The 19038-nt window shown below is 53.6% G+C and carries 18 protein-coding genes and 2 pseudogenes; 8 read left to right on the top strand and 12 right to left on the bottom strand.

What is annotated here, in order from left to right; translation table 11 throughout:
* Window positions 1-174: 174 nt before the first annotated feature.
* The 6 genes from U2W12_RS01840 to U2W12_RS01815 all read right to left on the bottom strand — a co-directional run bounded on the left by U2W12_RS01840 (window position 175) and on the right by U2W12_RS01815 (window position 4971).
* Window positions 175-597 carry a biopolymer transporter ExbD gene (locus tag U2W12_RS01840; RefSeq protein WP_326498966.1) on the bottom strand — a complete coding sequence of 141 codons (423 nt, stop codon included), beginning with the start codon at window positions 595-597 and terminating at the stop codon, window positions 175-177.
* On the bottom strand, window positions 597-1280 hold the full coding sequence (locus U2W12_RS01835; protein WP_326498965.1) for a MotA/TolQ/ExbB proton channel family protein: 684 nt from the start codon (window positions 1278-1280) through the stop codon (window positions 597-599). The genes U2W12_RS01840 and U2W12_RS01835 overlap by 1 nt, the downstream gene beginning before the upstream one ends.
* A 6-nt stretch (window positions 1281-1286) precedes the next feature.
* Window positions 1287-2147 (bottom strand): energy transducer TonB, encoded by an 861-nt coding sequence (locus U2W12_RS01830; protein WP_326498964.1) that lies wholly within the window; start codon window positions 2145-2147, stop codon window positions 1287-1289.
* 82 nt (window positions 2148-2229) lie between these two features.
* Complete coding sequence (locus U2W12_RS01825) at window positions 2230-2424, bottom strand: hemin uptake protein HemP (RefSeq protein ID WP_326498963.1); 195 nt, start codon at window positions 2422-2424, stop codon at window positions 2230-2232.
* 10 nt (window positions 2425-2434) lie between these two features.
* Window positions 2435-2707, bottom strand: coding sequence for a hypothetical protein (locus tag U2W12_RS01820; RefSeq protein ID WP_326498962.1), 273 nt, complete (start codon window positions 2705-2707; stop codon window positions 2435-2437).
* Window positions 2708-3165: 458 nt separating this feature from the next.
* Window positions 3166-4971, bottom strand: coding sequence for a L,D-transpeptidase family protein (locus U2W12_RS01815; RefSeq protein ID WP_326498961.1), 1806 nt, complete (start codon window positions 4969-4971; stop codon window positions 3166-3168).
* Window positions 4972-5328: 357 nt separating this feature from the next.
* Here U2W12_RS01815 and U2W12_RS01810 point away from each other — a divergent pair, with 357 nt between their 5' ends.
* Window positions 5329-8745, top strand: a complete 3417-nt coding sequence (locus U2W12_RS01810) for a mechanosensitive ion channel domain-containing protein (protein WP_326498960.1) — start codon at window positions 5329-5331, stop codon at window positions 8743-8745.
* A gap of 473 nt (window positions 8746-9218) precedes the next feature.
* Here U2W12_RS01810 and U2W12_RS01805 read toward each other — a convergent pair whose 3' ends face one another.
* Window positions 9219-10379 carry a carboxynorspermidine decarboxylase gene (locus U2W12_RS01805; protein ID WP_326498959.1) on the bottom strand — a complete coding sequence of 387 codons (1161 nt, stop codon included), beginning with the start codon at window positions 10377-10379 and terminating at the stop codon, window positions 9219-9221.
* On the bottom strand, window positions 10376-10984 hold the full coding sequence (locus U2W12_RS01800; RefSeq protein ID WP_326498958.1) for a 5-formyltetrahydrofolate cyclo-ligase: 609 nt from the start codon (window positions 10982-10984) through the stop codon (window positions 10376-10378). Before U2W12_RS01800 ends, U2W12_RS01805 begins: the two co-directional genes overlap by 4 nt.
* A gap of 145 nt (window positions 10985-11129) precedes the next feature.
* Between U2W12_RS01800 and U2W12_RS01795 the strand changes: the two genes are divergently transcribed.
* The 3 genes from U2W12_RS01795 to U2W12_RS01785 all read left to right on the top strand — a co-directional run bounded on the left by U2W12_RS01795 (window position 11130) and on the right by U2W12_RS01785 (window position 14040).
* Complete coding sequence (locus U2W12_RS01795; protein WP_326498957.1) at window positions 11130-12038, top strand: NAD(P)-dependent methylenetetrahydromethanopterin dehydrogenase; 909 nt, start codon at window positions 11130-11132, stop codon at window positions 12036-12038.
* Between the two features lie 215 nt (window positions 12039-12253).
* Complete coding sequence (locus U2W12_RS01790) at window positions 12254-13159, top strand: NAD(P)-dependent methylenetetrahydromethanopterin dehydrogenase (protein WP_326498956.1); 906 nt, start codon at window positions 12254-12256, stop codon at window positions 13157-13159.
* Between the two features lie 53 nt (window positions 13160-13212).
* Entirely contained in the window at window positions 13213-14040 is an 828-nt protein-coding gene (locus tag U2W12_RS01785; RefSeq protein ID WP_326498955.1) for a class I SAM-dependent methyltransferase, read from the top strand.
* A 95-nt stretch (window positions 14041-14135) separates the two neighbouring features.
* On the opposite strand, the gene rplI is transcribed toward U2W12_RS01785, so the two are convergent.
* Genes rplI through rpsF form a run of 4 tightly spaced genes read right to left on the bottom strand, consistent with a single transcriptional unit; the run spans window position 14136 to window position 16261 of the window.
* The gene (gene rplI, locus U2W12_RS01780) at window positions 14136-14582 is read right to left on the bottom strand and encodes a 50S ribosomal protein L9 (protein WP_326498954.1); all 447 of its coding nucleotides are present in this window, start codon (window positions 14580-14582) and stop codon (window positions 14136-14138) included.
* A 44-nt stretch (window positions 14583-14626) separates the two neighbouring features.
* Entirely contained in the window at window positions 14627-15523 is an 897-nt protein-coding gene (locus U2W12_RS01775; protein WP_326498953.1) for a DUF2232 domain-containing protein, read from the bottom strand.
* 22 nt (window positions 15524-15545) lie between these two features.
* The gene (rpsR, locus tag U2W12_RS01770; protein WP_326498952.1) at window positions 15546-15770 is read right to left on the bottom strand and encodes a 30S ribosomal protein S18; all 225 of its coding nucleotides are present in this window, start codon (window positions 15768-15770) and stop codon (window positions 15546-15548) included.
* Window positions 15771-15802: 32 nt separating this feature from the next.
* A complete protein-coding gene (gene rpsF, locus U2W12_RS01765; protein WP_326498951.1) occupies window positions 15803-16261 on the bottom strand; it encodes a 30S ribosomal protein S6 in 459 nt (152 codons plus the stop codon).
* Between the two features lie 419 nt (window positions 16262-16680).
* Here rpsF and U2W12_RS01760 point away from each other — a divergent pair, with 419 nt between their 5' ends.
* The 4 genes and pseudogenes from U2W12_RS01760 to U2W12_RS01745 all read left to right on the top strand — a co-directional run.
* The gene (locus U2W12_RS01760; protein WP_326498950.1) at window positions 16681-17124 is read left to right on the top strand and encodes a hypothetical protein; all 444 of its coding nucleotides are present in this window, start codon (window positions 16681-16683) and stop codon (window positions 17122-17124) included.
* A gap of 75 nt (window positions 17125-17199) precedes the next feature.
* Entirely contained in the window at window positions 17200-17484 is a 285-nt protein-coding gene (locus U2W12_RS01755; protein WP_326498949.1) for an IS66 family insertion sequence element accessory protein TnpB, read from the top strand.
* Window positions 17472-17828, top strand: a pseudogene (tnpB, locus tag U2W12_RS01750) (IS66 family insertion sequence element accessory protein TnpB). The gene U2W12_RS01755 and the pseudogene tnpB overlap by 13 nt, the downstream one beginning before the upstream one ends.
* Before the next feature lie 283 nt (window positions 17829-18111).
* Window positions 18112-18893, top strand: a pseudogene (locus U2W12_RS01745) (IS66 family transposase); the annotation flags it as partial.
* Window positions 18894-19038 lie beyond the last annotated feature (145 nt).

Here is a 19038-nt window from a genome sequence, read left to right as displayed (position 1 = left end):
CGGGAGAAGGCTGGGATGAGGGGATCAAAATAAAGTATTTTTCCTTATTTTTGATCCTCCTCACCCCAACCCTCTCCAGCAGGAGAGGGAGCTTTCTTCTTAACTTAACGGCATTGGGGCGAGGGCAGGGTGTGTCTCCCTATGCTTTTCGGGCGAGGAATGCTGGAATACTGATTATTCCGATACTTCCGGCTCCGAAACGAAACCGATCCGGCTGACGCCGGCCTTGGCGGAATCAGCGAGCGCCTCGGCCACTTTGCGGTAGGGTACGTTTTGGTCGGCGCGAACATGCAACTCCGGTTGTGGGTTTTCGGCGGCGATTTTTTGCAGATTTTGTTTGAGCTGGTCGCGGTTTACGGCGGTTGTATCCCAAAAGAATTGCCCATCCGCAGCGATCGCCAAGTCGATGTGCCGGGTTTCCTGAGTCTGAGCCTTACTGTCGGCCTTCGGCAGATCGATCTTGACAGCATGCGTCATCAAGGGGGCGGTGATCATGAAAATGATCAACAGCACCAGCATCACGTCAATCAGCGGCACCATGTTGATTTCAACAACCGGGCGCGCGTTGTTGTTTTGATTGAAGCCGCCGAATGCCATCACAAACCTCCCGCGACCGGCGCCGAACCGGTCGTCAACAACGCAAACAGGTCGTGCGCAAATGCATCGAGTTTTGCCAAAATCAAGCGGTTCGAGCGCGCGCAAGCATTGTAGGCAAGCACGGCCGGGATCGCGACCGCAAGCCCAAAGCCTGTCATGATCAAAGCCTCCCCGACGGGACCGGCGATTTGTTCCAGGGTGGATGCGCCGCCCTCGCCGATGCGGGTCAGGGCGTGAAAAACACCCCAAACGGTGCCGAACAGGCCGACAAACGGCGCGGTGCTCGCGATCGAAGCCAGCGCCGTCAGTCCCCATTCCAGACGCGCGGTTTCCTCGTCGATCACGCGGCGCATCGCGCGGGTCAGAAATTCGGAAGCGGAACCGGCGGCATGCAGGTGATTTGCGCCGTGCAATGCATGATGGCGGCTGGAGGCAATCGCATGGCGGGTCAACAGCGAAAACGGCTCCTCGGTTGTAATCTGCTCGATCTGCTCCAGCGAGGCAGCGTCCCAGAACGCTTTCAAAAAAAGCTCGGAGCTACGCCGCACCTTTATACCTTGCCAAGCCTTGATCATGATGAAAACCCAACTGACAACTGACATTGCGATCAAAATCACGAACAGCGCCAGGCCGACGCCATCGCTTTGCGAAACAAAATGTTGTAGGGTATTTGTCATATTCATTATTGATTAGCCTTCCAAAGAAAAAGTGATCGGCACCACAACCCAGGCCGCAACAGCGACCGCGCCGCGCCGCGCCGGCACGAAGCGCCATTTTTTGACCGCCTCCAGGGCGGATTCATCGAGACTTGCGTAACCGCTGCTCTTCCGCATCGAAAGCTCTGCGACAGTACCGTCAGTATTGATCAGCGCCCGCACCAGAACTTTGCCCCGTTCGCCGCGTTCGCGCGCATCTCTGGGGTAGCGGGGCGCCGGGTTGTCCAGATAATCGGCATTCAGATTCGGCAAGGTCAGCGGCTGTTGATTGCCCGCGTCAGTTGCCGCGGCCGTTTGCGCAGGGTTTGCCGCGGGCTTGGCGGCGGCCGGCGTTTCGGCTGGCTCTGTTGCGGCGGGCATTGCCGTTTTCGCTGTCTCTTCTGCCGGCATGGCGGTCGTTGTTGTTGCCGACGTGCTCGTCGAAAGCACGGCTTTGGGTTTGGTTTTTGCGCGCTTGACGGGGATCGGTTTCGGTTTGGGCCTGACCTCCGGCTGTCGCTGTTTCGGTGGCGCGGTCGGCGTTGTTTCAGATTTCGGTTGGGGCGCGGCGATCCAGGAGACCTGTATCGGCGTCGGCGCGGTGACGGTCTCTTTTGGTGTGATGTCGTGTAGCAAGAAAAATGCTGCCAGATGAAGAAGCAGCGCCAACAGCACGGCGGTTACCGCTTCATGGCGTTGACAGCCAGGCAGTGCCGCAATTTGATGCTGCGCCGAGAGAAGGGCGGTTTCGGGAACAAAAGGAATCACCATGCTCTGCCCAAGATGAAAACGCGTCGAGCCGCCCGAACGATTCTTGGGCAAGGAAAAATCGATTTTATGAACATTTGCCGGCATAGCCGTGCCTCCTCATCGGTCGTCAGGGATGGCTGGCTACCGGGCGCGGGGCCTGGATGGCTGGCTAGGGATTTCGGAATTTTTATTTGGTCAGTATAAGCTTGCCGGCGCGGGTAATACGCAGCCGGTATTCGTCGGTATTATGGACGATGACGATTTCGTTTCGGGCCCCAAACAGTGCACTGCTGTTCAGTCGGTGCTGGTCTTCTCCCGATCTTGGCGCCGCTTCGGGATTGGCGCTAGGGCGTCCGGCTGAATTGTTGTCAGCATTTTTCATCGTTTTCCGCCTAGTGGTAAACGATGCTTTTGCGCGCATCGCGATGTTCAAGTAACTGTGCGGCGATTTGTTGCCAATGTTCGAGCAACTGCCTATACATTTCGCGGGTCTGCGAGACGGGTTCAAGCTCGGGATGCATGAGCAGTTGGTTTAGCTGACGTACGATCATTTGCGCCAGCTTGGGGCATTGGCGGCCATTGATGAATTGCGTCATCGACAAACACGTTGTCGCATGCAGGCGCGCTAATTCACCTCTTTCGGGAGTTGTTTGTGATTCGGGCATAAGACTCCTCGACTATGGGTTTATATACACAAAATGTTTAACGCACACAGCCGAGAGAAGAAGCTGGTGCGTTAAACGAAAGCGGCGAGTGGTCACTTTACGCCTTCGTAATGAATGATAATCATTATCATTGGCAAAGGCAAGTTTTTTGAGCTCAGCTGATGAAGGTATCGATCGAGCGTCGCCATCTGATCCGGGTAGAGCCGAAAATGAATTGGGTGCCTCGGTCGGAATGGATTTGCAAAGCACGTGGGGATTGCAGCCAAATTTCGGTGCGAATACGGCGATCGGCACTTATTTCCCGGGATCTTCACGGGGATAGGGAGGGCGAGATCGAACGTGCCGCGAAAACATGAGTGCGGGCGCTTTAGCCTGGAGAAAATCGATATGGAATTGCCGGCCCTGCTCCAGCATTTGAAGCAGGGCAGACGGCTATCACTTACAGGATTACTAAACAGTCAATGGTTTGCGTCGGCGACAATATGATTTTGACTGATGAACAGCAATTGATCGGGCAAGTCCTGGGCGTTCTTCAACGCTTCGATCAACGCCGTGTCGTGCCCGTAAATGTCGCGATAGAAAGCGACTTTACCGTTTGGTTCGACAAATGAGGTCGTGTAAAAAAACAGCACAGGAATCGATTTTTTGAGCATCACTCGCTGCGTTTTGGGCGACTGCATCGCGAGTTGAATGTTTTCCTTGGTCCACTGGGGCTGATTTTTTAGTGCAAATTCGGCGAGCTCGAACGGTTTTTCGATACGCACGCAGCCATGGCTGAAATCCCGGGTCGAGCGGTTGAACAAAGACTTCGACGGGGTGTCATGCAGGTACACGTCATCCTTGTTCGGGAACATGAATTTGACTTTACCGAGCGGATTTTTCTTGCCAGGGAGTTGGCGGATTTTCAACAGACCCTGTTGCAGTTGTAACAGCGAGTCGCTATTCAGCGGAACCGGTTTTGCGTTGTCACTGAATGCGGCGACAATCTCCATGTTTTCGGATTTCAGGTAGCCGGGGTTGGCCAGCAGCTTGGGCACAATTTCGTTTTTAGTAATGCTGTAGGGGACATTCCAATAAGGCGAGAAATCGATGAAGCGCATTTCGGCCATTAATACCGGCGTTTGGGTTTTCATCGCCTGACCGACGACGACTCGCATGCTGAGAGCGGTAGGTTCGGTTTTGCTGATGTCGTCATACACCCACATTTGAAACGCCGGAATGTTCACGAGGATGTACGGACCGGAACCGATTTCAGGCAGCCAGCGCAGCCTTTCCATTGCCAGTTCGATCTGGGTGGCGCGCTCACTCAGCGGCGTGTTCAGCGCGGCGGCGGTGCCTTTGCCGAGTACGCCGTCGGCTCCTAGACCGTAGTGCTCTTGAAAGCGTCTGACCCCTTCGCTCAATTCCTTATCGTAGCGTGGGGTGGTTTGCGCTTTCGGAACGGCTGTTTTTTCTTGTAGTTCCCCAGTTTGGATCAGAAAACGCCGCAACTCTTCCAGTTGCGGATGCGATTCCCCGATGTGTACCGCTTCGGTGATCTCCACTTTAAGCGGCGTTGTGTGGGCGGCCAAGTCGCGGTAATGCGCCAGCGCTTGTTTTAATTTTTGATATTGATCCAGTTTTGGTTCGACTGCGGTGGAAAGTTGTGCGATTTGGCCTTGATTCCGATGTGCGATAATCAGGGCGGGTAAATCGATCAGTTTTTTATCGCGCAGTTTTAAGTTGAAATTGATGTCGTGCGGACTGACGCGTCCGTAATGCAGATCATGCAGGTAGCGCAGCAGTGACAAGCTGACGGCGGTATCGAACAATGCCCGTTTCCTGACCGCGACCGGTGGCAGTTGCAAAGCGGACGGCAGCATTTCCTTCAGTTTGTCGACATCGTAATTTTGCGGGTTCAGGCCTTCTCTTGCGGAATGGGACAAAAGATCGAGCGTTTGCGCGATCAACGGCTCGGAATCGGCGCGATTGAGCCACAACAGGTCGTAATGGGCGGTTTTATATAGCTGCGACATATCCTCCACGCGACTCGAAAAATCGGTCTGCGCCGAATAAGGATGCTGTTTTGCTTCGATCAGCGTAGCAATCTCTTTGCCGACTCCGGTTTGCGGCGCGGCGGTGTCCTGCGCGCGCAACGGCGAGGCCTGCCACCCGAGAGTTAAACACAATAGTAGACGCACGAAATGCTGCCAGGTCTGGCGCTTTTCTTCATTCAATAAGGAGGGCGGCGGACTACGGGTAGGGTTAACTTGAATTAATCCCATTTGATCGATCATTTTTGCTACTATACGGATTTGTTAATATATCACCTTGGCGATTGTTAAGGCACTGCCAGAGCTTTTCCAATTCGTTTCAGTAAAGCGCGGCGGTTTTAGTATTCCCTGTAACAATTATTGACGATAATTGACTAAGTTGCCCGTTCGAGCAATCGCTTTCCAGCAAATTTCGCCACGCCTATCACCATTATAATGGATCTCGCTCTTCTGTTCAGTTCAATTTGTAAAGCCTGGATGCCGGCCTTTTTTTGATTGCGCGCTCCTGATCATTGATAAGATGGCGTTCAACCGAAAAGTGTTGTACGGTTATTTGCTATGCAATTTTTGATATTTTTGCTGAAACTAATGAAAATTAATGTAGTTCTGACGATTATTCTGCTGTCGATTCTGGGATCCGCAAGGCTATCTGCGGAAACGTCAGCCCCTGCCGCCAATCCGAAAGAGTTGACCTCGGAGGTTGGCAAAAAAGAGGTGCGGAACAAAATCGATGCGCTGAATAAACGGCAAGGACTCGATGAATCTTTAAAAACCAAGGTGCTGGCGATTTATCAGGAGGCGGAAGACAATCTTGACAGTAGCGAAAAATTTGCGGCGCAAACGTTGGGCTACAAAGCTTCGTTGAAGAGCGCGCCGCTACAGGCTCGACGATTGCGGAAAGACATCGATTCGTATCAGCAAAAGACCGGCAAACAAAAAAACGAAGATTGGGACAGCATTCCGACCGAAGAACTTGAGCAACGGCTGATCATTGAAAAAGGCAAGGTAGCCAATCTGGATGATCAAATCAAAAAGAATGAAACGGAGCTCGTAGAGCAAAATAGTCGGCCGCAATTGATACGTGAGGAGATCGTCGCGGCGAAACAGGAGATTGAAGCTGACCAGAAGCAATTGACCGCGCCGACCGTTGGATTGTCTTCACCGCTTGAAAGCGAGGCGCGTCAAATTGCGTTGAAAACCGCGGTGAGTCGCCGCACCGCCGAGTTGAAAATGCTCGACGCCGAAGCGCTCAGCAATCCGGCGCGCGCTGAGGTGTTGAAAGTCGAGTTGCAATGGCTCGAAATTCAAAGAAATGAATTGAGCCCGATCATCGAGATGATCGATGTTAAACTCGCGGAACGCCGGCAAAAGGAAGCTCAGCAGATTCAAGACGCGCTGAGTCAGGTCGAAAAAGAGTTGTCCGGCAAGCATGTCTTGATTCAACGAATTACGCGTGAGAATCTGCAATATACACGCGATCTGCAAGATATCATTAGTAAAACCGAAAAATATACCGAGCAAAAAAATATTATTGACGCTGTGGCAGTCAACATTGACACGGATTTCAAATCAGCTGAAAAGAAAATCAGCGTGGCGGGATTGAGCCCGGCGTTGGGCAGGATTTTGCGCGAACAGCGGCGTAGTCTGGCGAATCAGGATCGTGATATACCGCAGTCCGAAAACTTACAAAATGAAACCGCGGCCGCCAGCCTAGAGCAATTCAAGGTGGATGACCAGTTGCAGCGGCTCGAGAATCTGGATGTTGAGCTCAAAGAGATGATGCGCTCTCAAGTCGATCAAAACTTGCCTGTCGATCAGCGCATGATGATTCAGGCGGAATTGCGGGTACTGTTGAACGGCAAGAAAGATCTGTTGAACAAACTGTCGGCCGCTTACGCGGCTTATTTGCGCACATTGGGCGATTTTGATTTCGCGCGCCAGCAACTGGAGACGCAAATCGATAAATTTGCCAAATTCCTTGATGAGCATCTGTTATGGGTGCCCAGTTCGGAACCAATCAATCTGTTTTTTTTCGCGGGTTTGTATGAATCGGTGCAATGGCTGCTGTCGCCGTTGAATTGGCTTGGGGTTTGTGAAGACCTGCTGCATTCGGCGCAAGGCCGTTCGTTTCTGGCCTTGTTGTCGATATTGGTCCTGAGTTTTTTGCCGATAGCCAAAAGGTGGGCCAAAGCCCAGTTATCTGTGTTGCTGGAGAAGGCTGAAAAAATTTATACTGATAATTTCAATAACGGTTTGCAGGCCTTAGTTTTTACGGTCGTGTTGGTCTTGCCGCTGCCGACCCTGTGTTATCTGCTCGGCTGGTTTTTGAACAGCAGCTGGCAGGCCGCCGATTTTAGCAAGGCGGTGGGAGCAGGGCTTAAGGCCGCCGCGGTGCCGTTGTGGTTGGTACAATTTTTTTACCGATTATTCGCGCCGGGTGGGATCGCACTCAAGCATTTTCAATGGGAAAAAACCAATGCGCATTTAATGCGCAAACATCTGGCCTGGGTGCGTTTTATTGCGGTACTCGGCACTTTTATTGTCTATTCCGCCGGCGCGTCGAAAAGCTCGATCTATGGCGATAGCCTGGGGCGTCTGGCGCTGATCATCATCATGATCGCTATAGCGGTATTTTTCAGCCGCATTCTGAAGCCCGGCGAAGGGTTGCTAAAAAACCATATACAGGCCTATCCGGAGGGTTGGGTGTCGCGCCTGCGTTATCTCTGGTATCCGGCGGTTTGTCTGCCGCCGTTGATTGTGGTCGGCTTTGCGGTAGCCGGCTATTACTTGAGTGCGGTCGAATTGCAGCAGAAACTGGTCGTGACACTGCGGCTTGCTTTTGGCTTGTTCATCGTTCATGAAATGGTGTTAAGGTGGCTGATACTGGCTAATCGCCAGCTCGCGATCAAGAATGCGCGGCAAAAGCGCAAAGTGGCGCTGCAGAGCGAAAAAGCCGCAGCCAATGCGGCGGGCGGTGAAGAACCTATGGTGCCGATTGATGAGCAGTTGATCGACATTCCAAAAATCAACGCGCAGACGATCAAATTGATGAACGTGCTGATTGCATTTGGTGCGCTGGCCAGTTTCGGGATCATTTGGCGGAACATTTTGCCGGCGTTTTCTTTCCTCGAACGGATCGTCTTGTGGCAGCACGTGGACAAGGTCGATAATCAAGAGGTTTATCTGCCAATCACAATGGCCAATTTGCTGCTGGCCGGTTTGTACGTTTTCGTCACCGTGGTGGCGGTCAGAAATTTTTCCGGCGTGATGGAGCTTCTGGTGTTCCGGCGCTTGTCGGTCGAGGCGGGCGCGCGTTATGCGGTCAATCAGCTAGCGACCTATGCTTTGGTCGCTGCCGGTTTTGCTGTCGTGGCCAACGAATTGGGCGGAAGTTGGTCGCAAGTGCAGTGGCTGGTCGCAGCGCTCGGCGTCGGTTTAGGGTTCGGTTTACAGGAAATTTTCGCCAATTTGGTATCGGGCATCATCTTGCTGTTCGAGCGGCCGGTTCGGGTCGGGGATACGGTCACGATCGGCAATGTGACCGGCAAGGTCAGTCGTATCCAAATGCGCGCGACCACTTTGATCGACTGGGATCAAAAAGAACTGATCGTACCGAACAAGACGTTTATCACCAGTCAGTTGATCAACTGGTCGCTGACCGATGCGGTCACCCGGGTCGTGATTCCTATCGGTATTGCATACGGTTCTAATGTTGAGGAAGCGCACCAGCTAATGCTCGACACGGTCAAGTCAACGCCGCTGGTGTTGTCCGAACCGGAGCCGAGCGTGTTGTTTGTCGGTTTTGGTGAGAATTCGCTCGATTTTTCAATACGGATTTTTGTCAGCGAGCTGTCGCATCGATCGCAGGCGACGCACAATATTCATCTCCAGCTCGAAAAAGTATTACGCGAACATGCTATTAATATCCCGTTCCCGCAGCGGGAGGTTCATATTCGTTCGGCCTGTGGGGATTGCAGCAGCTTGATGCAGGAAAAGCGTGCGTAAATGTAAATACGGATGAGACAGTGAAAGAATTCGCAATCGAGTATCTCCATATTTGGCGAAAATCGCTCGGTTTGCGGCGTCGATTTAACTCGATAAGTGCAATTCATTCCCTAGGAGGCGGGCGAGTAGTTCAGGGAAGCGAGAGGGCTGGGCAATTTCATTAAGCACTGCTTGCTTAGTGAAATTGCAAACCCCTCCGACATCGCGTCGGGTCATTACGCACTGCGTTTTATCCCTCCCGTGAGTTATAAAACAAAAGGAGCCTCACAAGTGGGGAGATAAGAACAAGACGGCTGGGGCGCCGAAGGCAATAGCGGTCGCGTTAAGTTTTTTGCCGTTTGCTTCGCCTGCCCGGTATGCAAGCAGGGCAACACAGGAGAAGTTACCGAAGTAAAACTAGCTTTCGTAAAAATAGCGGCTCCCCGTGCAGCCATTTGTTGCGTTTTCGCATAAATATAGTTAGGGGCGCCGCATTAGGGTAAACAGATTTCGGGTGTGTAATGCCATTGGCTACGAAAGTCTTCATAGCTAAATTGTTTTACGCACTCCAGTTTGCCGCCGTCGGCGATATAAATATCGGGCAGATTGCAGCCGTTGAACCGGTTCGCCTTGATCAGACTATAGGCGCCGACTTGTTTGAACACGACCTTATCGCCAATTGCAAGCGGCGTATCGAAGCGGTATTCGCCGAACAGATCGCCGGCCAGACAAGTGCAGCCGGCCAAGATTGCCGCATGGGTGCCGGCCGGTGCATGTTCGGCCAATGCCGGTTGTCGCTGGTATTCAAATACTTCGGGATGATGGTTGATGCTAGTATCCAGAATCATAATGGTCTTGCCGCCGCTGACAAAACGATCCAGCACTGTCGCAATCAGATGACCCGCGTTGCCGACGACCGCCTTGCCGGGTTCGATATAAATCTGTACGCCGTAACGTTTTCTCAGCCGCCGCACGAGATCGATGAAAGGGTGGTGATCGTCGATGCTGCCATATAGATAGCCGCCGCCGAGATTAAGCCAGTCGAGCCGCCCAAGCTTATTGCCAAGAAGGTCTTCGATCTTTTGCATTGTGTCGATCAGCGCCGTATAGCTGGTTGCGGAAAAGCTGTTATGCAAATGCAGGCCTTCAATGCCTGCCCATGAATCAAGGTTTTCCAGGTCTTCGATCGCCGCGCCCAATTTGGAGTGCGGACGGCAAGGGTCGAAGCGCTCGTCGTTCAGACAGGATAACTTCGGGTTGATCCGTAACCCGGCTGAAACCTTGCCGCCCGCCGTCGGCGCAAATTGTTGAAATTGGCTCGGCGTATTGAAGCTGATATGCGTGCAGCATTCATTCAAGGCGTCGATCTGATCCGGCCTGATGCCGGGCGTGGTTAAATGAATGTTGCCCGTTCCTTGCAGGATTTCTTTCGCGAGCCGGGCTTCGAATAGCGAACTGACCGAAAAGCCGTCGACGAACGGCTTTGCTGTTTGCAAGACCAGTGACAAGGGCAGAGACTTGATCGAATATAAAATGTTGGCGCCGCTGTGTTTGCGCAGTTCCGCCAGGGTTTGTAAGTTGGCGAGGAGGGCGTCCCGGTCGATCACGAAAGCGGGCGAGGATGTTAGTTGCGCCTTGATTGCGTTCAAATTCATCGTGCGGTCTCGCGTCCGCGGCAGAGATAAACGTTGTTTTCGGTGATCACCGCATCCATCGGGATGTCATGCGCTTCCATTTCTATTTGATCGAACAACTGCGATTCAAAACAGGCGCCGTACAACACCGCGTCTTTCCGTACGCCGGCCAGCAGGCGGTCATAATAGCCCGCGCCATTGCCGAGCCGGCCGCCGCTGCGATCGAATGCAACGCCCGGCACGATGATTATGTCCAGTTCGGATGGAGAAACTTCGGTTTCCGCATCGCCCCAGCGCGCCTTTGGCGGTTCCGGAATATCCCAGGCGCCGGGCGTCAGTTCGTCAAGCGCTGTAAGATGCCACAAACCCAGCTTGCGTTTGCCATGTTCGTCGCGTGTGCAATAAGGGATCACGATGCGTTTGCGGCTGTCCAGTTCGAGTCGCAAAGCCGACAGCGTTCTGACCTCGGATTTGCAACCGACATACCACATCACTGTTTCGGCGGATTGATAAGCGGCCTGCGCGATGATACGGGCGCAAAGAGCCGCGCTGAGTGCATCCTTGTCGGTCTGCCTGTCGCGCGCTTGATAGGCGGCGCGGCGTTGTTGATCTTTGCTGGAAGGCATGGGTTGATCAGGCGAAAGTGTTTCCTTGGCAAACAGCGGATCATACACAAATTTCAGGTTATTTTAAATCCGCAAGACGCTTTTTCGCTATTTTTACCGGCGGAATTCTTTTATACTTGGGGGCTAACTTAGTCAAGGGGATATCATGGAAAAACCGTTTATTCTACACATGCTGACAACCGCGAAAAATCTAAGTCCGTTCGACGTGAATATGGCGATGGATGCCGGTTGGGTTTCGGCTGTGCCTTATATCAATGTCGAACCGAGCGAAGTTCAGGGTTTGGTTCAAGACGCGATTTTTTCCCGCAGCGCGAAAAACTTGAAACGCACCGGTATCTTTATCGGCGGACGGGATACCAAACAAGCGATGGACATGCTTAAAATCGCCAAACGGTCGATGGTCCCGCCTTTTGAAGTGTCTGTTTTTGCTGATCCCAGCGGCGCTTTCACGACCGCGGCCGGCATGGTCGCATCAGTCGAGCGTGAATTGATCGCGAAATTCAATACCACGCTGGCCGGTAAAAACATTCTGGCGCTCGGCGGCACCGGGCCGGTTGGGCAAGCCGCGGCGGTGATTGCGGCGCGCGCCGGCGCGCATGTCAGAATTATCGGCCGCCAGCTCGATAGAGCGCAAGGCGTGGCGGACATGTGCAGCAATGAATTCGGCGAAGGTCAGATCACGATCGCGGCCGGCGCTGACGCGGACAAGGCCGAATATATCAAAACCGCCGAGGTGGTGTTTGCAACCGGTGCGGCCGGCATTGAATTATTAAGTGCGCAATTAATCGCTTCGGCCCCCCAATTGAAAGTCGCCGCCGATGTGAATGCGGTGCCGCCGGCCGGTATTGCGGGCGTCGATGCGTTTCATAATGGTGCGCCGATCGCCGGTTCGATTAGTGGCGCGGTCGGCATTGGCGCGCTCGCGATCGGCAATATCAAATATCAGGCGCAGAATTTGCTTCTCAAGAAAATGATCAGCACCGACAAGCCGGTTTATCTGCATTTCGAGCATGCATTCGACGTGGCGCGGGAATATATCAAAGCCAATCCGTAAAAGTTGCGGCGGAAAACCGGATTCAATCTGTCGTCCCAGCAGGATAGGTATTGCTATCGCTCTATCCGTCCTGCATTCTTAATTAAATCCTTAGCGTTTCCGCCTGTTTCATTCCTGCCCGCCGGAGCAGTCTTCTTGCGAAAGCAAAGATGCCCTTTGTATTTTTACCATTCCCTTTTATATTAAGTCTACCTGCAACAATACAAGGATCACCGATGGAAAAACGCAGCATACTTCACATGCTCGACCCGATGCCCAACAACAGCCCGTTCGACATCAACATGGCGGTGGATGCCGGGTTTGACGTGTTGATGCCTTACAGCAACGTCAAGTTGGACAGTGTTAATGGGTTGACTCAGGATGCGATTTTTTCGCGCGGGCCGGCCGGTGTCAAACGCACGGCGATGTTCATCGGCGGGCGCGACATTGGTCTGGCGATCGACATGCTCGCCGCTTGCAAGCGCGCGATGGTGCCGCCGTTTGAAATTTCGGTGCTGGCCGACCCGAGCGGCGCTTTTACGACCGCCGCGGCACTGGTCGCCTGTGTTGAGAAAGAACTGGCCGTCAAGCACGGCAAGTCGTTTGCCGATTGTAAGGCCGTGGTCTTCGGCGGCACTGGCGCGGTAGGCATTACGACCGCCGTAATTGCATCGTTGGCTGGTCTCGATGTCGCGATCGTCGATCATTTGTCGCTTGAAACGGCGAACGAAATTGCCGGCGCTTACAACCGTCGCTTCGGTAGTCATATCAAAGGCGCTTTTGCGAGTTCCGATGCGGAAAAAGCCGGACTGGTCGGCGATGTCGGTATTATTTTCTGTACCGCAAAAGCTGGGGTACAGGTGTTGAATGCCGGTGTGTTGAAGGCGGCGAAAAATTTGAAAGTCGCCGCCGACATCAACGCGGTGCCGCCGCTCGGTATCGAAGGCGTCAAGCGCAGCCATTTTGGGGCACCATTGACTCATGCGGAGCAATCGCCGGATGCGGTAGGCATCGGTGCGCTCGCGGTCGGCGATGTTAAATACAAGTTGCAAAACAAATTGCTCAGACTATTGTTGGAGACCGAGCAACCGTTGTACCTGGATTTCAGAGAAGCCTTTGCAAAGGCCCGTGAGCTTGTTTAACGGCGATTGCGGGGGCATTGGACGTAGAAAAGCCAACTATTTCAGGAGGCCCAGTGTTCAATGACGAAATCAGGATCGCCTATCGATCGTGTCCACTTTGCGATTGCGTGGAGACGTCCGAATACCGAGTGGGGAATTGCGCTTACCATCCGTTATATCAGCCGTCGCTCCCCAGCCTGATGCGTTGGCTGCGCTGTGCCGCATGCGGACATGTCTTCACGGACGGTTACTGGTCGCCTGCGGCGTTGCGGATACTGTTCGCCTCGGTCAATCCTCATCAACTTCCCGGCAACGATCCTCACGGCAGTCGCGCCATCGCGGCACGCATGGTCGAGCGGGTCGTTAGGCAACTCGGAACTGCCGAAGGGCGCTGGCTTGACATCGGGTTCGGGAACGGGGCGTTGCTGGGCGCGGCGGAAGAATACGGATTCTCGGTCGTGGGTCTGGATCTGAGATCCCAGGCGGTCGAACTGATTCGGATGGACGGAATTGAAGCGCACGTGATGGAGTTTGAAAACTATCGACCCGAAGCGCCGCTGCAAGTAATTTCAATGGCTGACGTTCTTGAACATATGCCGTTCCCGATCGCTGCGCTGCAACACGCCCATCGCCTGTTGGCGCCTGAAGGGCTGCTTTTCGCATCCATGCCAAACAGTGATTGTTATACTTGGCGAATGCTGGATAGGACCAATGCCAACCCGTATTGGGGCGAGCTGGAGCACTATCATAACTTTGGGCGGAAGCGGCTGTATGCTTTGCTTCGGGAGAACGGTTTCGAACCTGTCGGTTACGGAATCAGCGAGCGCTATTTCATGTGCATGGAGGTCATCGCATGCAAGGCGGCTTCATCTGAAGCAGGAGTCAACGTGCCCTGGGCCTGAAGGATTGATCCTGCAACCGCCTGCCGGAGGAGAATGCCACGATTTAAAACCCAAAAATGCCGGACACTGAAGGTGCCCGGCATGCGGAAGCCGTTTTATTCGGCGGCAATGGTGATAGGCAGCGTCACCACGACATCGGAGTGCAGGTTGATGTCGATCGGGAATTCGCCGACATGGCGAATCGCGCCGTGCGGCAGGCGAACTTCGGCTTTCTCGACCGCAACGCCGGCCGCGGTGATCGCTTCGGCGATGTTGTGGGTACCGATAGAGCCGAACAATCTGCCTTCGTCACCCGCCTTGTGGGTGATCACGATTTGCAGTTTGCTGATGGCATCGGCGCGTGTTTGCGCGGCAGCCAGTTTTGCCGCAGCGGCTTTTTCGAGTTCCGCGCGGCGCGCTTCAAACTCGGCGATTTTTTGTTGGGTCGCCGCAACCGCCTTGCCGGTCGGTATCAGATAATTTCTGCCATAGCCGGCCTTGATCGTGACTTTGTCACCCAGGCCACCCAAGTTCGCTATTTTTTCAAGCAAAATAACTTCCATCTTTTAATCCTCGTATTCGGACGTTTAACTGATAAGTGGCGCCCTCAGGCGCGCGTTTGATTCGAATTTTTTTTACGTATGTCAAGCCAGGCGTCGAGTAGTCCGACGACCGCGACCGGTGGTAAGACTTGCGGCACCAGAAACAGCGTCACATAAAACAGCGGCACCGCATAGCGGCTCATTTTGGTCTGTGCGAATACTACATGCAGCACCGAAGTGCCGATCACGGTGTAGAGCACAAACAGCAAAATGCTCATGTTCCAGGCGATTTCTGACAGCATTCCGCTGGCAAAGAACGCGACCAACAGTGCGATCAAGCTGCTTATTGCCAGTTTCCGGCTGGTGTTCAGCAGTAAAAACTCCTGTTTGAAGCCGCCCGGATTGAATAGCAGTGATTGCCACCAGCGTCCGAGAAACAGTCCGAACAACAGACTGAATACGGCGCCTGCGGCAAACATGCCGGTCATGTAATGGGAGAATTCTCCGATCCAACCCTTGATGTCCTTGATTGGTACAGTCGTTTGCTGCACCATCTGCTCGAACAATCCGGCCCACATCGTCGCGGGTTCTGGTACGTACAGATAAAATCCCGCAACTCCCAGCATACCGATGAAGACCGCGATTTCTACCGCCAGAGACAATTGCCGTCCTTCCCGCAGGATGATTGAGATCACCCACACCGGCAGCCACAGCAGCAATGCATAAAGCAAGGCAAACTGATAGTTGTCGATCACGAAGAAGCCGAGCAAGGCGGTGGCGATGCCTGCGCCGAACAGGATGTACATGCCTTCCGTTGCGCCGCGCCGCAGCGTGACGAGCGCTATGGAGGCCGAACTGAAAACGCTGATCGGTGGGAATTTCAGCGACAGCAACGCCAGCGTAGAAGCCACGATAATGGCCTGCGTCCGCCCGCGCATGATGTACTCAGCCAAAATCCTCACTGCCTTACCTTGGTTGGTTTAATTATTGGTGTGCGTCACAGAATGGCAACAGCGCAATATAGCGTGCACGCTTGATGGCAGTGCATAACTGTCTTTGGTATTTTGCGCTGACGCCGGTGATGCGGCTCGGTACGATCTTGCCGGTTTCAGTGACATAATCACCCAGCAAATTCAGGTCTTTGTAATCGATTTCCACGCCGTTAGTGGCGCCGAAGCCTTTGGTTTTACGTCTTGCGTTACGTGCCATGAGTAATCCTCGTAATCCTGTGGGTTGATTTGTTAGTCGGCAGCCAGTTCGTCTGCGTCGAAATCGGACGCGATTTCGTCGATATCGATTTCTTCGTCAGCTTCGGCTTCGGCGGCAGCGGCGCGTGCGGCGGCTTCCTTGGCTTTGGCTTCGGCGTTTCTGCTTTCTTCGGCTGCTTGCGTCGCGATCGGGGACGGCGTGGTGACCGCTTGTTTTTGCAGCAGGGTCATGCTACGCAGGATTGCGTCGTTGAAACGGAAGTTGCTTTCCAGTTCCGCCAGGGTCGGCTGGTCGCACTCGATGTTCATCAGCACATAATGCGCTTTGTGGATTTTGTTGATCGGGTAAGCCAAATGTCTACGGCCCCAGTCTTCCAGGCGATGAATCGCGCCGGAAGCGCTTTCGATGATCGCTTTGTAACGGTCGATCATCGCTGGTACCTGAGCGCTTTGATCAGGGTGGACTAAAAAGACAATTTCATAATGTCGCATGGTTTTTCCTTACGGTTGAAGCCTTCCACCTTGTTTAAGCAAGGCGGTAAAGCAAGGATGAGGCAAAAGCCCCGGTAAAACAGATTATTATATGAAATTTTTAGTCCAAGCAAAAGCTTTAATTTCAATCATTTGTGGAAGGGGTTGTAAGCCGGAACCCCAGAAAATTTTGTCACACTGAATAAATAAACCTATTTCGCGTATTCCCGCAACCAGTTCCGATTCCACTCAGGCCATCGATTCCGATACGAATCCACCGTCGGCTATTAAGAGTGGTGAATTGTCGCAACCGCCCCCTTGCTGCCGTTCGCTAATTTGTTCACTGTGCGTCCGGTTATCGTTTATAAGCTGACGACTAAGAAGAATCCTGAATAACCCATCTGCAATTCTGACAAAAATGTAATCTTCCCGTCATGGTCATGTTAGGAACAGATTGTTATCCTCTGTTCATGCATCGGCTATTTTCTATTTTGTTCATTTTGCTAGTTGCCACGCTAACTGTCGTCGGCTGTGCGAGTTTTCAGGATCGCGAACTCAATCCCGCTGAGTCTGTAACTCAATTGGAAAATCGGACATTGTTAAATCCGGAAATGTTGAGTTTTATTGAAACGATTACCAGAAGCGGAACCATGTCGTTGCCAAAAACCTGGAACATAGATCGATTAACCTTGGCGGCGATTTATTACCATCCAGACCTTGCCTTGGCTCGCGCCCAAGCACAATCAGCCGATGCCGCCATTAAAACTTCTGCTCAACGGCCTAACCCCAGCATTATGATTTCACCCACATGGATACGCAATCTGGCGACAGCAGCCATTCCCTGGATCGCGGCCACCTCGATTAGCATTCCCATCGAAACGTAAACGTTTAGCCCTACCACCTATAATAAAATAGTTTTTGTCTGCGGCATCCTGTGATTTTTGCTCAGGAGTTTTCGCATGACCATCACAGCGAAATGGCGTCAGCATATTGAAGCATGGCAACGCATTGGTTTGTCGCAAGCCGAGAGTATTGCACCCGATGCTCATACGTTCACGGCGCGTCTGAGCGACTATCGCAAATTATTCCAATTGGATTCGACGGTCTTGATACCGGTGCAGATTCAACCGCAACCGGCTGTCACTGAGGCCATTGTCTTTACCCATGCCCAGGGCCATCGCCTGGAATTGCCGGCTTCAACGCCGGCGAGTTGGGTAGCGGAACTGTTACGATGCCTGGCTTGATCGAGAGTCCGGCGCAGATCTGGGTGGCGGTGGCGCCGGTCGATATGCGCCGTGGCCTGGACGGATTGCCGGCTATCGTCCAGCATAGCCTAGGGCGCAGGGTCGGCCTTCATCTTCCGCAGCCGAGCCGGCAACCGCTTACGCCTGTTGCTGTGGGATGACAATAGGGTTTGGCTGTGCCAGCGGCGTTTGCATCGAGGCAGTTTTGTTTGGCCCAAGGCCTCTGATCCGGTCTTTGCGATCAGTCAAGCGCAGTACCCAAAGGGCATAAATGGCAGTGGTTGGCCGCTGGTGTCGATTGGCAACGGCTATCGGCCCAACCGTCAGCGGCATGGCGGGTGTAAGGTGGGACTTTAAAAGCCACTGAAACCCAGTAAAATCAAGGCATTCATCGGGTCCCTGCGGTATTATAACCGCCATGAATCCCCTCGCCAAACTCGATCAGTTGAACCTGGAACCGGCTGCCAAAACCGAAGTGGCCGCCTTAATTCAAGCGCTGATTGAACAGACTGAGCGGGACGCCAAGGCTATCCACGCCAAAGACGTCAAAATCGCCGCGCTGACACATGAGCTCGCTTATTACAAACGGATTCGTTCAGTACGAAGAGCGCTGCCTTGGCCCCGCTGCAGCGGGATGTGTTCGAGGAAACCTGGAACACCGACATCTCGGCGATTGAAGCCGAAGTCGAGCAACTGCAGGACGAACCCCGCGCCACCGTCGCTCGTCCCAAACGCTTGCGCGGGGTCGTCAGCCGTTGCCCACTCACTTGCCACGGATCGAACACCGGCGCGAACCCGAATCCTGCACCTGCGGCCATTACGGCCGGGAGCTGGTCAAGATCGGCGAGGATGTGACCGAGCAACTGGATGTCGAGCCCGCTCAGTTTTTCGTGCATCGCCATATCCGTCCGCAATATACCTGCCGGAGCTGCGAAACCATCATCGCGGCGCCGATTCCGCCGGCGGTGATCGATGGCGGCCTGGCCGCGGTCGGCTTGTTGAGCTGGGTGATGATCAGTAAATTTCTCGACCATCTGCCGCTGTACCGGTTGGAGCAGATTGCCGCCCGCGACGGCGTGAAATTGTCCCGCTCTACCCTGGCCGATTGGGTTGGACGGCTCGGTGTGGCCTTGCAACCTTTAGCGAGTCGATTGGCCTGGCACCTGTTGCAACGCGATTGCCTGCATGCCGATGAGACGCCGGTCCCCCAGCTGGATCCCGGCAATGGCAAAACGAAAAAGGCCTATCTGTGGGCCTATCGCAGTAACGACCTGCAACCGGGGCCGAAGATCCTCGTCTTCGACTATCAAGCCGGTCGCAGTGGCCGGCATGCGCAACATTTTCTAGGCGATTGGCAGGGCCATCTGGTAGTCGACGACTACGCAGGCTATAAAGCCCTGTTTGCGGCCGCCCATGCGCATCCCGAGCATCAACATCGGCTTGAACCGTGTATCGAGCTCGCCTGCCGAGTAGACAGGGATGTTTCCATCCCTGCCCCTCACAGACCCGGACGTGCGGGATTACCGCATCCGGTTCCTAATGTTATGCATTAGC

The sequence above is a fragment of the Methylomicrobium sp. Wu6 genome (assembly GCF_035916875.1).
In the GTDB taxonomy this organism is placed as follows: domain Bacteria; phylum Pseudomonadota; class Gammaproteobacteria; order Methylococcales; family Methylomonadaceae; genus Methylomicrobium.
The sequence above is the reverse complement of the archived record's forward strand: the minus strand, read 5'-3'. Positions and strand labels throughout refer to the sequence as shown.